Genomic DNA, 13,142 nt, shown 5'->3' with positions numbered 1-13,142 from the left:
GGCCGTCTGCAGCGGCGCCAAGGCCGGCGCAGTCCGGGCCGCCGGCGCCAGCGCCGTCGTGGACCGCCGGCGCGAAGAGGTGCTCGCCGACGCGGCCGCGGCCGCACCCGAGGGGTACGACGCCGTCATCGACGTCGTGGCGGGTGCCACGGTCGGCCGGGGCCTGGGGCTCCTGAAGTCCGGTGGGCGCTGGGTGGTGGCCGGCGCCCTGGACGGCTGGGCGGTCGACCTGGACGTGCGACGGCTCTACCTCGCCAACCTGGCCCTGGTCGGATCGACGATGCACACCCCGCGGATCTTCGGGCACCTGGTGGAGATCGCCGCGCGGGGCGACGTGCAGCCCGTCATCGCCGCCACCTTCCCCCTGGAGGACCTGGCCGAGGCGCAACGGGAGCTGGCGACGCGCCGGCACGTCGGCAAGCTGGTCATCGTCCCCTGACGGACCGCACACCGCACGGGGACAGCCGAGCGCATGCGCCAACATCGGTGACCACCCTGCGCAGCGTCAGGCTGGATCGTCATGGCCGGGCGCGCTGGCTTCGGCGCCACTGTTGCGGCGTGACGCCATAGCGGTCCCGGAAGCGCCGGACGAGGTAGGTGGCGTCGCGCAGGCCGGTCCGCGCGGCCACCACGCCCAACGGCAGGTCCGTCTCGCGCAACATCCGCCGGACCTCGGTCATCCGCCGCTCGGTGATCCACTCGAGCACGGGCCGGCCAGTCCGCTCGCGGACCGCCGTCGTGAGGTGTCCCGGGGTGTACCCCAGCGCCCGGGCAACGTCCCCGACGGAGACCGGCTCGCGGAACGTCGCCTCGATCTCGGTGAAGACCCGTTCCACCAGCGGGTCGGGCGCTGCCGAGGACGGCGGGGGCGCCAGCCGGGCAGCCGCGACCAGGAGCCGGGTCAGGAGGCCGGCCACGGCCTCGCCTGCCCCGAGACGGTGCGGGTCCGCGAGCTCCTCGGCCAGCTCGGTCAGCCACGCCGACCAGCGCGCCCGGTCGGGCTCGGCGACCAGGCCATGCCCCACCCCGGGCGCGAACATCGCCAGCAGTGGGTGCTGGGCCCAGGCCAGCGGGGACACCGCAGCCAGGGCAGGCACCGCATCCGGTGTGAACGCGACCGACCACGCCCGGCAGCGGGACTGCTCGAAGACGGCGGTGACGTCGATGACCTGTCCCGGCGGCACGGCATACACCTGACCCGGGCGCAGCGGCCGCTCCGCCCCTTCGACCGCGAACGAGCCCGCGCCCTCCTCGACGTAGACCAGGACGAGGAAGTCGTGGGCATGCCGGCGGTCCGGGGGAAGGCCGGCGTGGGCGGCGTCGGTGTCGAAGCAGGCCACGGAGACCGGCGGCACGCCCGAGCGCTGCTCGTAGCGGTAGACCGGGGTGCCGTCGGGGCGCACCGTGCGCAGGCGCGAGGGCAGTCCAGGCGGGCCCCCGACCGAAGAATGTGCCATGGCCTCCGACTTCCGTGCTGCCGTGGAACCGAAAGATGTCCAAGGCTGGCAGGTGAGGACAGCAGGTCTACCACGGTCCCGCGTGGCGGGCCATCACCGAGCACCCACGGAGCACCCCATGACAGACGCAGGCACCATCCGCATCCTCGACCAGCGCACGCCGGAGGAGCGGGACCGTCCGTTCCTGCCGGGCATGGGCCGGACCTGGCTGCTCCCGCTGTACGACGTCTTCACCCGGGTGGCCGGGGTCCGGACGCTGCATGAGCGTGCGGTCGAGCTCGCCGGCATCGGGCCCGGTCAGGCGGTAGTCGACGTCGGGTGTGGGACCGGCAACCTGTCGTTCGCGCTCCTCGCGGCCCGTCCGGACGCCCGGGTCACGGGTCTCGACCCGGACGAGGACGCCCTGCGCCGGGCCGCGCGCAAGGCGCAGCGGCGCGGTGTGTCCCTCACGCTCGTGCAGGGGTACGCCGACCGGATCCCCGCCGAGGACGCCTCGCTCGACCACGTGGTCTCCTCGTTGGCGCTGCACCACGTCGACGACGCCGGCCGGGTCGCGTTCGCGCACGACGCGCTCCGGGCCCTCCGGCCGGGAGGCCAGGTCACCGTCGTCGACTTCGGCGGTCCGGCACCCGACGCCGGGGAGGCTCACCCTTCGGCGCACCGCCATGGCCCGGCTCACGCCCTGCGGCACCTGCCCCACCTGGTGCGCTCCCGGGTGGCACAGAGCCCGGCCGTGGCCCGCAACCTCGGTGACGGCATCGTCGCGCTCCTCGCCGAGGCCGGGTTCGGGGACGCCCGCGAGGTCGCGCACGTCGACCACCGGTTCGGCCGGGTCAGCTTCGTGCAGGCGACCCGCCCGTAGACGTGTCGGACGGGTCGACGAAGAAGCGCTTCGCGTCGGTGCCGCCGGCTCAGACGTTGAAGCGGAACTCCACCACGTCGCCGTCGGCCATGACGTACTCCTTGCCCTCCATGCGGACCCTGCCGCGGGCCTTGGCCTCGTTCATCGAGCCGGCCTCGACCAGGTCGTTGAAGGAGACGATCTCGGCCTTGATGAACCCGCGCTGGAAGTCGGTGTGGATGACCCCGGCGGCCTGCGGCGCGGTCCAGCCCTTGTGGATCGTCCAGGCGCGGGCCTCCTTCGGCCCGGCGGTGAGGTAGGTCTGCAGCCCCAGGGTGTGGAAGCCCTTGTGCGCCAGCTGGTTCAGGCCGGGCTCGGACACGCCCACCGACTCCAGCAGCTCGCGGGCCTCGTCCTCGTCGAGCTCGGCGAGCTCGGACTCCAGCTTGGCGTTGAGGAAGATCGCGTCGGCGGGCGCGACCAGCGCGGACAGGTCGGCCTGCAGGGTCTCGTCGGTCAGCTGCCCCTCGTCGATGTTGAAGACGTAGAGGAACGGCTTGGTGGTGAGCAGGCCGAGCTCGCGCACGTGCTCGGGGTCGACCCCGGACGCCGCGCCCGCGGCATACAGGGTGTGCCCCTCCTCCAGCACCTTCTGCGCGGCGAGCGCGGTGTCGAGGACAGCCTTGTCGGTCTTCTTGCCCTTGACCTCCTTCTCGAGGCGCGGCACGGCCTTCTCGAGGGTCTGCAGGTCGGCGAGGATCAGCTCGGTGTGGATCGTCTCGATGTCGTCCTTGGGCGAGACCTTGCCCTCGACGTGGTGCACGTCGTCGTCGTGGAAGGCGCGGACCACCTGGCAGATCGCGTCGGCCTCGCGGATGTTGGCCAGGAACTTGTTGCCCAGCCCCTCCCCCTCGGAGGCGCCGCGCACGATCCCGGCGATGTCGACGAAGGAGACGGTGGCCGGCAGGATCCGCTCGGAGGAGAAGATCTCGGCGAGCGCGGCCAGGCGCGGGTCCGGCAGCGGCACCACCCCGACGTTCGGCTCGATCGTCGCGAACGGGTAGTTCGCCGCGAGCACGTTGTTCTTGGTCAGGGCGTTGAAGAGGGTGGACTTGCCGACGTTGGGGAGTCCGACGATGCCGATAGTGAGAGCCACGGGTTCAGGAGTCTAGCCGCCAGGGCCGGTATGCCGTGAACGCAGCAGGAGGGCCCGGTCACCTGGACCGGGCCCTCCGTCGCGTCCCCCCGAGGGGAGTCGGGTCAGAACGCGCTGGTGCCGTTCGGCGTGCCGAGGCCGGTCGGGCCGTCCCAGCCGGTGCCGGAGTTGCACCACACGGCGGTGGTGCAGCTGCCGTTGGAGCCGGAGGTGACGTCGTTCAGGCCGGAGGCGTGGCCCCAGGTGTAGGAGGCCGGGTAGCCGGAGGTGTTGCCGGACAGCGTGTAGACGCTGGCGACGATCGGCGACGAGGCGCTGGTGCCGCCGTAGACCTGCCAGCCGCTGCGACCCTGGTAGTTCGTCGAGTCGTAGACCGCGACACCGGTATTGGGGTCGGCGACGGCGGAGACGTCCGCGTTGGCCTTGCCGGAGCACTGGGTGGCCGAGGTCTGCCAGGAGGGCTTGGCGTTGACGGTGGAGCAGCCGCTGCCGGCGCCGCTCCAGGCGGTCTCGGTCCAGCCGCGGGCGTTGGAGGCCTTCTTGAGGCTCGTGCCGCCGACGGCGACGACCGAGTCGAAGGACGCCGGGGACTCCATGCCGTAGCCGTTGTCACCGGTGGACGCGGTGACCGCGATACCCGGGTGGTCGTAGGCCGAGAGCTGCGAGGTGTCCGAGCCGCCGTAGCTGTTGCTGATCGCGGAGACGCCTTGCGTGGCGGCGTAGTTCACGCCCGTCCCCAGGTTGGAGAACGACGACGAGTTGGCCTCGACGAGCAGGATCTTGCAGTCGGGGCAGGCCGCCGAGACCATGTCGAGGTCCAGGCTGATCTCGGTCGCCCAGCCGGCGTCGGTGCGCGGGAGGCTGGTCGTGCTGCCGGTCTGGCTGACCTTGCGGAAGCAGCCGTTGGCCGTGGTGCAGGCCGGCAGGCCGTACTGCGAGCGGTAGACGCCGAGGTCGGACTCGGCGGTGGGGTCGTCGTAGGCGTCGACGATGGCGACGGTGCGGCCACCGCTGGAGGAGCTGGTCAGGCCGTAGGCCGAGCGGATGTCGCTCGGGCCGAGGCCGCTCGGGGTCGCGTTCGCGACCGGCTTGCCCGATGCGTCGGTGACGACGATCGCGTTGCAGCTGGCGTATCCCTTTGCCGGGGCGGCGCAGATGCGTTCGGTGCCTCGGGCGGACCCGGCCGGTGCTGGCTGGGCCATGGCGCTGGTGGTCGTGCCGACCAGCAGGGCCGCGGCGGCCGATCCGACCGCGACGGACAAAGTGAAGCGCTTCATGAGACCTCCAGAAGGGTGGCCCGGGATGGGCCGCGGCGCGATCGTGTGCCGCATGTCACCCCCTCCGCCATCCCAAACCGGCTCCCCTGACCGTTTTTGGCCTGCTTCACCGCAAACCCTGACGATTCCTTGACCGAGGGGAGGCAACCCCTTGGCGTCCGGGCCGGCGGCTGACACTTCCCGGCGGTGGTGTCCGTGGCGGTGCACCATCCTGTCGGTCCCCTCTGTCATGGTCTGGCGCATGGGAATCGCGTTGGCATTGCTGGGAGGGCTCCTGCTAGGAGCCGTGGGTGCGGTGCTCGTCTGCCGTCTGGTCTTCGCAGGGCGCTCGGCCGCCCTGAGCACCGAGCGCGACCTGCTGCGTGAGCGCATCGTCGACCTCGAGGCCGCCGTCAGCGACGACGCCCAGACCGCAACGATCCTCGCGCCGCTGCGCGACGCGCTCGGCCGGGTGGAGCGCCAGGTGTCCACGCTCGAGCGCGACCGGGTCGAGCAGTTCAGCGCCCTGGGCCAGCAGCTCGCCAGCGTCACGACCACCACCGAGGCGCTGCGCTCCCAGACCGCCTCCCTGGCCGGGTCCCTCAACGCGTCCACCATCCGGGGCTCGTGGGGCGAGGTGCAGCTGCGTCGCGTCCTCGAGCACGCCGGGATGCTGGCTCGCTGTGACTTCGACGAGCAGGTCAGCGCGATCAGCAGCCACGACAAGGGAATCCGCCCCGACGTGCTGGTCCGGCTGCCCGGCGACAAGTGCGTCGTGGTCGACTCCAAGGCGCCCATGACGGCGTTCCTGTCCGCCCAGAGCGATACCATCGAGGCCGCCGAGCGGACCCGCCTGCTCGCGACGCACGCGGCCTCCCTGCGCGGCCACGTCGAGCAGCTGAGCGCCAAGGCCTACTGGTCCGCGTTCTCCACCACGCCCGAGATGGTCGTCTGCTTCGTGCCCGGCGACGCGATCCTCGCGGCCGCGCTGTCCGCCGACCCGGCCCTGCTCGAGCAGGCCATGAGCCGCAAGGTGGTCCTTGCCTCCCCCGGCACCCTGCTCGCGCTGCTGCGCACGGTCGCCTTCACGTGGCAGCAGGACGCGCTCACCACCAACGCCAGGGCGCTGCTCCAGCTCGGCACCCAGCTGTATGCCCGGCTGGGCACGTTGGGCACGCACGCCACGAAGATGGGGGCCTCGCTGCAGAAGTCGGTGGAGAGCTACAACGCGATGGTCGGTGCCCTCGAGGCCCGCGTGCTGGTCACCGCCCGCAAGATGCACGACCTCGAGCTCGCCGACGAGCCGCTGCCGGAGCTCACCCCGCTCGAGGTCGCCCCGCGGCCGCTCACAGCCGGCGAGCTGCTCGATGCCCTCGACACCGAGGTGGGGCGCTCACAGCTCGACCTGGGCCACGGCCCCGATGGCGGGAACGCCCGGCACGCGTCCTAGTGCAGCGAGCCGGCGTCGAGCGCGGACGGGTCGTGGCGGACCTTCTCCGGGTCCTGGCCGGAGAGCTTCTTCATGTCGCGGCGCAGCTCGTTCGGCAGGGCGAAGAGCAGGCTCTCCTCGGCCGAGACGACCGTCTCGACGTCGGCGTAGCCGCGCTCGGCCAGAAACGCCAGCACGTCCCGCACCAGCACCTCCGGCACGCTGGCCCCCGAGGTGACGCCCACCGTGGAGACCCCCTCGAGCCATGCGGGGTCGATCTCGTCGGCGTAGTCCACCAGGTGCCCGGCCCCGGCGCCGTGCTCCAGCGCGACCTCGACGAGGCGCACCGAGTTGGAGGAGTTGCGCGACCCGACGACGATCATGAGGTCGGTGTCGGCGGCCATCTGCTTCACCGCGAGCTGGCGGTTCTGGGTGGCGTAGCAGATGTCGTCGCTCGGCGGGTCCTGCAGCGCCGGGAAGCGCTTGCGCAGCCGGCGCACCGTCTCCATGGTCTCGTCGACCGACAGCGTCGTCTGGGACAGCCACACGACCTTCTCCGGGTCGCGGACCTGCACGTTGGCCACGTCGTCCGGGCCGTCGACCAGGGTGATGTGCTCGGGCGCCTCACCGGAGGTGCCCACGACCTCCTCGTGGCCTTCGTGGCCGATGAGCAGGATGTCGTAGTCGTCGTTGGCGAACCGGACCGCCTCACGGTGCACCTTGGTCACCAGCGGGCAGGTCGCGTCGATCGTCTTCAGCGACAGGGCGCGGGCCTCCTCGTGCACGATCGGCGCGACGCCGTGCGCGGAGAAGATGACCGTGGCGCCCTCGGGCACCTCGTCGGTCTCGTCGACGAACACGGCACCGCGCTTCTGCAGCGTGGTCACGACGTGCTTGTTGTGCACGATCTCCTTGCGGACGTAGACCGGCGGCCCGTAGAGCTCCAGGGCCTTCTCGACCGTCACCACGGCGCGGTCGACGCCGGCACAGTAGCCGCGGGGGGCGGCGAGCAGGACACGCTTCGTCGAGTCAGTCACCGGCCCATCGTAGGTCGGGCAGGAAGCCACCACGGCCACGGGGACCCCGCGGTCCGGCCGGTCCCGCAGCCCGCGCCACGGCCATGCCGCTCGATCCCGCCGAACTGGCGGACCCACGTCGGCGGCCCCACCTAAGGTGGCGCCGTGAGCAGTCCCGCCCCCCTCCCCGAGCGCGCAGCCGACACCACGGCTGAGCAGCCGTGGCCGGTGCGCCTCCTCAGCCTCAAGATCGCCGACTACGTCGACAAGATGTCGCCGCTGTGGGTGGAGGGGCAGGTCGTCCAGCTCAACCGGCGCCCCGGCGCGCCGACCGCCTACCTCACCCTGCGCGACGCCGACGTCGACATGTCGCTCAGCGTGACCATCCGGGTCACCGCGCTCGACGCCATGGCCGCGCCGCTCACCGACGGCGCCCGCGTCGTCATCCAGGCCAAGCCGACCTTCTGGACCAAGCGCGGCACGCTGCAGCTCGACGCCCGCCAGATCCGGCCCGTCGGCGTCGGCGAGCTGCTCGCCCGGCTCGAGCACCTCAAGCGCCTGCTCGCCGCCGAGGGGCTGTTCGACCGCGAGCGCAAGCGCCCGCTGCCCTTCCTGCCCCGCACCGTGGGGCTCATCTGCGGTCGTGCCAGCGCCGCGGAGAAGGACGTCGTCGAGAACGCCCGGCGCCGTTGGCCGGCCGTGCAGTTCGACATCCGGCAGGTCGCCGTCCAGGGCCCCGGCACCGTGCCCGAGGTGACCGAGGCGCTGCGCAGCCTCGACGCCGAGCCCGAGGTGGACGTCATCGTCATCGCCCGCGGCGGTGGCTCCTTCGAGGACCTGCTCGGCTTCAGCAACGAGGCCCTGGTCCGCGCGGTCGCGGCGGCCCGGACCCCCGTCGTCAGCGCCATCGGCCACGACGTCGACACCCCGCTGCTCGACTTCGTCGCCGACTGGCGGGCCTCCACGCCGACCGACGCCGCCAAGCGGGTCGTCCCCGACGTCACCGAGGAGCGCGCAACCCTCCAGGCCGGGCTCGACCGGTGCCGGCGGGTCGTCGCCGGCCGGGTCGAGGCCGAGCGCCGCCACCTCACCGCCCTGATGTCACGCCCGGTCATGGCCGACCCGCACGCCGTGCTGGCGGTGCACCGGCACGAGCTCGGCTCGCTGACCCACCGGGCGCGCCAACGCGTGGAGACGAGCCTGCACCGCGCCACCGACCAGGTCGCCCACCTGCGGGCGCAGGTGCGCGCGCTCTCGCCGCAGGCCACCCTGGACCGCGGCTACGCCGTGGTCCAGCACGCCACCGGGCACGTGGTCATGGACCGGGCCGAGGTCGAGGCGGACGAGCTGCTGCACGTGCGCGTGGCCCGCGGCGACTTCGGCGCCCGCGCGGTCGGCTGACCTGCGGACTGCCACTGGTCGCCGGTGATGCGAATCCGACAATTGGGCCTAAGGTGAGGGACGTGGCATCGAAGGATCAGCAGGGGCTCACCGACACCGAGGGCCAGTTCCCCGACATCGCGGAGCTGAGCTACGAACAGGCGCGTGACGAGCTCATCACCATCGTCGCGCGGCTGGAGTCCGGACAGGTCGGTCTGGAGGAGAGCCTCGGACTGTGGCAGCGCGGGGAGGCCCTCGCCGCCCACTGCAGCACCTGGCTCGACGGCGCCGAGGCCAAGCTCGGCAAGGTCAGCAGCAGGTCCTGAGCTGCGAGCGTCCGGTCAGCCGACCGGGCGGAGACTGGCCGCGAAGGCGGCCAGCTCGTCATACGGCCCGGTGCCGGTGACGATCGTCGTGAGGTCCTTCGGGCCGGCCCCACGGCTGACGAGGGAGAACTGCACCTTGTCCTTGCGGTCGATCTTGGTCCACTCCTGGCCGGCCACCAGCAGCGTGCCTTCCTTGGCGCCGCGGTTGGTCTGGGCATTCACCCACTGCTGGGTCGCGCCCTGGGTCTGCTCCAGGGCGACGTAGTCCCCCTTGGGCGACTGGTATCCCGCGTGCCAGGTCATCAGCCCGTCGGTCGAGCGCACGAAGCGCACGCTCGTCGCGCGCCACCCGTCGGGCAGCCCCTGCGGCTGGAGGATCGGCCACTTCGTCTCGGCCTTGACCTGCTGGGCCACGGAGGTGACGTCCACCGGCGGCTGGGAGATGGCGTTGGGCCGGGGCACGATGGCCACCCACACCACGACGAAGCCGAGCACCACGAGCATGGAGATGATCATGCTGCGCAGGCTCCCCATGCCACGGCGACGACCGCCCGGGGCGGGGGCAGGGGCGGCGCTGGCGGGGGAACTGGTGGCACTCACCCCTCCATCGTCCCCGACGACCTGCCGGGCGGTCGAACCGGCCCACCCGGGCGGCGGGTCGGCGGCGCCGCGACGCACCGATAGAGTCGGCCTGTCGCCGCCACTGACGTCGGAGGAAGCCCGCATGTCTGAAGAGCACCTGCCCGCAGCCCTGAAGGTCGGCTACGAGCGCCCCGACCGCAACCTGGCCCTGGAGCTGGTCCGGGTCACCGAGGCGGCCGCGATGGCGGCGGGCCGGTGGGTCGGCCGCGGCGACAAGAACGGCGCCGACGGTGCCGCTGTCGAGGCCATGCGCACGATGATCTCCACCGTGTCGATGAACGGCGTGGTCGTCATCGGCGAGGGCGAGAAGGACGACGCGCCCATGCTCTACAACGGCGAGCACGTCGGCGAGGGGACCGGCCCCGACGCGGACGTGGCCGTCGACCCGATCGACGGCACGACGCTGTGCGCCAAGGGGCAGAGCAACGCCATCGCGGTGCTCGCGGCCGCCGACCGCGGCACGATGTACGACCCGAGCGCCGTGTTCTACATGGACAAGCTCGTCACCGGCCCCGAGGCGGCGGACGTCGTCGACATCCGACTGCCCGTCGCCGAGAACATCGCCCGGGTCGCCCGGGCCAAGGGCGACAACCCTTCCGACGTCACCGTGGTCATGCTCGACCGTCCCCGACACCAGGAGCTCATGGAGCAGGTGCGTGCCACCGGCGCCCGCCTGCGGCTGATCTCCGACGGCGACGTGGCCGGCGCGATCATGGCCGCCCGCGAGGACACCGGCGTCGACCTGCTGCTGGGCACCGGCGGCACCCCCGAGGGGATCATCGCGGCGTGCGCGATCAAGTGCCTCGGCGGTGTGATCCAGGGCCGGCTCATGCCACGCGACGACGCCGAGCGGCAGAAGGCGCTCGACGCCGGGCACGACCTGGACGCCGTCCTGTCGACCAACGACCTGGTCCGCGGCGAGAACTGCTTCTTCGTGGCCACCGGCATCACCGACGGCGAGCTGCTGCGCGGCGTGCGCTACCGCGCCGGCGGGGCCACGACCCACTCGCTGGTGATGCGCTCCAAGAGCGGCACGATCCGGGTGATCGAGAGCGAGCACAAGCTCTCCAAGCTGAGGGCCTACAGCGCCATCGACTTCGACCGCGCCACGCCCGCCCAGGGCTGACGCCGTGACCGCCGCGCGCACCCTGGTCGTGGGTGAGGCCCTCGTCGACGTCGTCCACGAGCCCGACGGGTCGGTGCGCGAGCACCCCGGCGGCAGCCCGACCAACGTCGCGGTCGGCCTCGCCCGGCTGGGCCACCGCGTCGACCTGGCCACCCGCATCGGCACCGACGGGCGCGGCGACACCATCGTCGACCTCGTCGGCTCCGAGGGCATCACGCTGGTCGACGGCAGCCGGGTCCCGGCGCCGACCTCGGTCGCGGAGGCGACCCTGGACGGCAGCGGCGCGGCGAGCTACCACTTCGACATCCACTGGGACCTGCCCGAGGCGGTGGACACCTCCGGCGTCGGCCACGTGCACACCGGATCGATCGCGGCCGTGCTCGAGCCCGGCGGCGCCAAGGTGGTCGACCTCATCCGGGCCGCCCGCGAGCACGCCACGATCTCCTACGACCCCAACGCGCGCCCGTCCCTCATGGGCGACCCGGCCGCGGCCCGCGAGCGCGTCGAGGCCCTCGTCGGCCTCAGCGACGTGGTCAAGGCCAGCGACGAGGACATCGCCTGGCTCTACGACCACGCCCCGATCCCGGAGGTGCTGCGCCGCTGGGGCAGCCTCGGCGCCGTCGTCACCGTCGTGACCCGCGCGCACGAGGGCGCGGTGGTGGGGCTGAGCACGTCCGGGCAGCTGGTCAGCGTCGGCGCGACGATGGTCGACGTCGTCGACACCGTCGGCGCCGGCGACTCGTTCATGTCCGGGCTGCTGTCCGGGCTGCTGGACGCCGAGCTGCTCGGTGACGCCGCAGCCCGCGAGCGGCTGCTGGCCGCCACGCTGGCCGACATCCAGCCCGCGGTGCACCGGGCGCTCACCTGCGCGGCGGTCACCGTCTCGCGCGCCGGCGCCAACCCTCCGGGCCGGCACGAGCTCTGACCCGCCGTACGGCCGTGCGCCGGCCACGGGCGGGCGGCGCGGGGCAGCGGCCGGTGAGGTCCTTGTCCTGCATCTCCCAGGCGTGGTCGAGCACGTGCCAGGCGAGCCGCCGCGCGGCATAGCGCGGCGGCCAGCTCCTGCCCCGCCCGAGGCCGAGCTCCTCCCCCTGCCAGGGGCGGCGCAGCATCGCGGCGATGTCGGCCCGCATCGCCGCGATGGCCGGCTCGTCGCCGACCTCGGGAGTCTGGTGGGCGACACCGATCTTGCGGGCATACGACTGCTCCGCGCCGAGCACGTGCGCCAGCATCGGGTCGCGGTCGCGCCCGCCGCCGCGTGGTCCTCGGGCCAGCTCGGCCGAGGTCCGGGTCGCCACCTGGTCGAGCTCGGCCCAGGCCGCCTCCACGCAGCGGGCCAGCCGCTCCCCCTCCTGGGCGGTCACCGGGTCGGCGTCCCGGCCCAGCACCGCGTCGATCGCCCCGAAGTCCGTGGTCGGGGTGCCCGGCACGCGCTCGACCACCTCGAAGGTCACGTCGTCGGGAGCGAAGTCCACCGGGAGCCCGGTGCGCCGCGCCACCGGAAGGAACCGGTCGGCATACGCCGCGAGCGCCTCCAGCGCACCCTCGTCGCCCTTGCCGGAGCGAGCCCAGCCGGGCCAGTCCAGGGCGACGGCGAACGTCCTGCTCCGCCCCTGCTCCAGGTAGACCGGGATCACGCCCATCACCCCTCCGGCGCCTCTGTCGTTGGACAGGTGGATCCTGCCACGGGACCCCGAACGGGGCGGAGGCGCAACCGTGACGCACGTCTCATCCGGTGTGCTCACTACTCTGGCCCTGTGGCGGGGCACCGCCACCACCTCCAGTCACGTGAAGGAGCGCCCGTGCCCGAGTTCGTCTACGAGGACCTGCTACCCACCGGAGCCGACCAGACGGCATACCGCCTCCTCACCTCAGAGGGCGTGCGGACGGTGGAGGGGCCAGGCGGCCGCCAGTTCCTGGAGGTCGACCCCGAGGCGCTGCGCCTGCTGACCGAGACCGCGATGCACGACATCGCCCACTACCTGCGCCCGGCCCACCTGGCCCAGCTGCGCCGGATCATCGACGACCCGGACGCCAGCAACAACGACAAGTTCGTCGCCCTCGACCTGCTCAAGAACGCCAACATCGCCGCGGGCGGGGTGCTGCCGATGTGCCAGGACACCGGCACGGCGATCGTCATGGGCAAGCGCGGCCAGCACGTGCTGACCGAGGGCGGTGACGAGTCCGCGATCGCGCGCGGCGTGTTCGACGCCTACACCCGGCTCAACCTGCGCTACTCGCAGATGGCGCCGATCACCACCTGGGAGGAGAAGAACACCGGCTCCAACCTGCCCGCGCAGATCGAGCTCTACGCCGACACCGCGCCCGGGCACGAGCTGGCCTACAAGTTCCTCTTCATGGCCAAGGGCGGTGGCAGCGCCAACAAGTCCTTCCTCTACCAGGAGACCAAGGCCGTCCTGAACCCCGAGCGGATGCTGGCGTTCCTCGACGAGAAGCTCCGCTCGCTGGGCACCTCGGCGTGCCCGCCCTACCACCTGGCCATCGTCATCGGC

Annotated in this window: 14 protein-coding genes; 8 read left to right on the top strand and 6 right to left on the bottom strand. The window is 72.6% G+C overall.

What is annotated here, in order from left to right; genetic code table 11:
- The coding region (locus VF825_RS13925) for a zinc-binding dehydrogenase (protein ID WP_331114300.1) at positions 1 to 439 on the top strand (439 nt) is incomplete at its 5' end.
- A 79-nt stretch (positions 440 to 518) separates the two neighbouring features.
- Here VF825_RS13925 and VF825_RS13920 read toward each other — a convergent pair.
- Positions 519 to 1,457, bottom strand: coding sequence for an AraC family transcriptional regulator (locus VF825_RS13920; RefSeq protein ID WP_331114298.1), 939 nt, complete (start codon positions 1,455 to 1,457; stop codon positions 519 to 521).
- A 118-nt stretch (positions 1,458 to 1,575) separates the two neighbouring features.
- On the opposite strand from VF825_RS13920, the gene VF825_RS13915 reads away from it, so the two are divergent.
- Complete coding sequence (locus VF825_RS13915) at positions 1,576 to 2,319, top strand: class I SAM-dependent methyltransferase (RefSeq protein ID WP_331114296.1); 744 nt, start codon at positions 1,576 to 1,578, stop codon at positions 2,317 to 2,319.
- A gap of 49 nt (positions 2,320 to 2,368) precedes the next feature.
- Here VF825_RS13915 and ychF read toward each other — a convergent pair whose 3' ends face one another.
- Both ychF and VF825_RS13905 read right to left on the bottom strand, forming a co-directional pair.
- Entirely contained in the window at positions 2,369 to 3,454 is a 1,086-nt protein-coding gene (ychF, locus tag VF825_RS13910) for a redox-regulated ATPase YchF (protein WP_331114294.1), read from the bottom strand.
- Positions 3,455 to 3,558: 104 nt separating this feature from the next.
- Positions 3,559 to 4,731: a hypothetical protein gene (locus VF825_RS13905; RefSeq protein WP_331114292.1), complete on the bottom strand. Its 1,173-nt coding sequence runs from the start codon at positions 4,729 to 4,731 to the stop codon at positions 3,559 to 3,561.
- A gap of 241 nt (positions 4,732 to 4,972) precedes the next feature.
- On the opposite strand from VF825_RS13905, the gene VF825_RS13900 reads away from it, so the two are divergent.
- The gene (locus tag VF825_RS13900; RefSeq protein ID WP_331114290.1) at positions 4,973 to 6,160 is read left to right on the top strand and encodes a DNA recombination protein RmuC; all 1,188 of its coding nucleotides are present in this window, start codon (positions 4,973 to 4,975) and stop codon (positions 6,158 to 6,160) included.
- On the opposite strand, the gene VF825_RS13895 is transcribed toward VF825_RS13900, so the two are convergent.
- Positions 6,157 to 7,176, bottom strand: coding sequence for a 4-hydroxy-3-methylbut-2-enyl diphosphate reductase (locus VF825_RS13895; protein ID WP_331114288.1), 1,020 nt, complete (start codon positions 7,174 to 7,176; stop codon positions 6,157 to 6,159). The genes VF825_RS13900 and VF825_RS13895 overlap by 4 nt on opposite strands.
- Before the next feature lie 144 nt (positions 7,177 to 7,320).
- Here VF825_RS13895 and xseA point away from each other — a divergent pair, with 144 nt between their 5' ends.
- Positions 7,321 to 8,556: an exodeoxyribonuclease VII large subunit gene (gene xseA, locus VF825_RS13890; RefSeq protein ID WP_331114286.1), complete on the top strand. Its 1,236-nt coding sequence runs from the start codon at positions 7,321 to 7,323 to the stop codon at positions 8,554 to 8,556.
- 62 nt (positions 8,557 to 8,618) lie between these two features.
- Complete coding sequence (locus VF825_RS13885; RefSeq protein WP_331114284.1) at positions 8,619 to 8,861, top strand: exodeoxyribonuclease VII small subunit; 243 nt, start codon at positions 8,619 to 8,621, stop codon at positions 8,859 to 8,861.
- 15 nt (positions 8,862 to 8,876) lie between these two features.
- Here VF825_RS13885 and VF825_RS13880 read toward each other — a convergent pair whose 3' ends face one another.
- The gene (locus VF825_RS13880; protein WP_414695859.1) at positions 8,877 to 9,395 is read right to left on the bottom strand and encodes a DUF4245 domain-containing protein; all 519 of its coding nucleotides are present in this window, start codon (positions 9,393 to 9,395) and stop codon (positions 8,877 to 8,879) included.
- Between the two features lie 190 nt (positions 9,396 to 9,585).
- Here VF825_RS13880 and glpX point away from each other — a divergent pair, with 190 nt between their 5' ends.
- Positions 9,586 to 10,629, top strand: coding sequence for a class II fructose-bisphosphatase (gene glpX / locus VF825_RS13875; RefSeq protein WP_331114279.1), 1,044 nt, complete (start codon positions 9,586 to 9,588; stop codon positions 10,627 to 10,629).
- Between the two features lie 4 nt (positions 10,630 to 10,633).
- Positions 10,634 to 11,554 (top strand): carbohydrate kinase, encoded by a 921-nt coding sequence (locus VF825_RS13870; RefSeq protein ID WP_331114277.1) that lies wholly within the window; start codon positions 10,634 to 10,636, stop codon positions 11,552 to 11,554.
- On the opposite strand, the gene VF825_RS13865 is transcribed toward VF825_RS13870, so the two are convergent.
- On the bottom strand, positions 11,505 to 12,266 hold the full coding sequence (locus VF825_RS13865) for a hypothetical protein (protein WP_331114275.1): 762 nt from the start codon (positions 12,264 to 12,266) through the stop codon (positions 11,505 to 11,507). The genes VF825_RS13870 and VF825_RS13865 overlap by 50 nt on opposite strands.
- A gap of 165 nt (positions 12,267 to 12,431) precedes the next feature.
- Between VF825_RS13865 and VF825_RS13860 the strand changes: the two genes are divergently transcribed.
- The coding region (locus VF825_RS13860; protein ID WP_331114273.1) for a fumarate hydratase at positions 12,432 to 13,142 on the top strand (711 nt) is incomplete at its 3' end.

It is taken from the genome of Oryzihumus sp. (assembly GCF_036391795.1).
Lineage (GTDB): Bacteria > Actinomycetota > Actinomycetes > Actinomycetales > Dermatophilaceae > Oryzihumus.
Note: the sequence above shows the minus strand (reverse complement) of the source record. Positions and strands in the feature narration are given on the sequence as shown.

Excerpts from the sequence above, each read along its gene's own strand:
- VF825_RS13920 (WP_331114298.1), bottom strand. The coding sequence starts at position 1,457 with ATGGCACATTCTTCGGTCGGGGGCCCGCCTGGACTGCCCTCGCGCCTG.
- VF825_RS13915 (WP_331114296.1), top strand. The coding sequence starts at position 1,576 with ATGACAGACGCAGGCACCATCCGCATCCTCGACCAGCGCACGCCGGAG.
- VF825_RS13905 (WP_331114292.1), bottom strand. The coding sequence starts at position 4,731 with ATGAAGCGCTTCACTTTGTCCGTCGCGGTCGGATCGGCCGCCGCGGCC.
- VF825_RS13900 (WP_331114290.1), top strand. The coding sequence starts at position 4,973 with ATGGGAATCGCGTTGGCATTGCTGGGAGGGCTCCTGCTAGGAGCCGTG.
- VF825_RS13880 (WP_414695859.1), bottom strand. The coding sequence starts at position 9,395 with ATGGGGAGCCTGCGCAGCATGATCATCTCCATGCTCGTGGTGCTCGGC.
- glpX (WP_331114279.1), top strand. The coding sequence starts at position 9,586 with ATGTCTGAAGAGCACCTGCCCGCAGCCCTGAAGGTCGGCTACGAGCGC.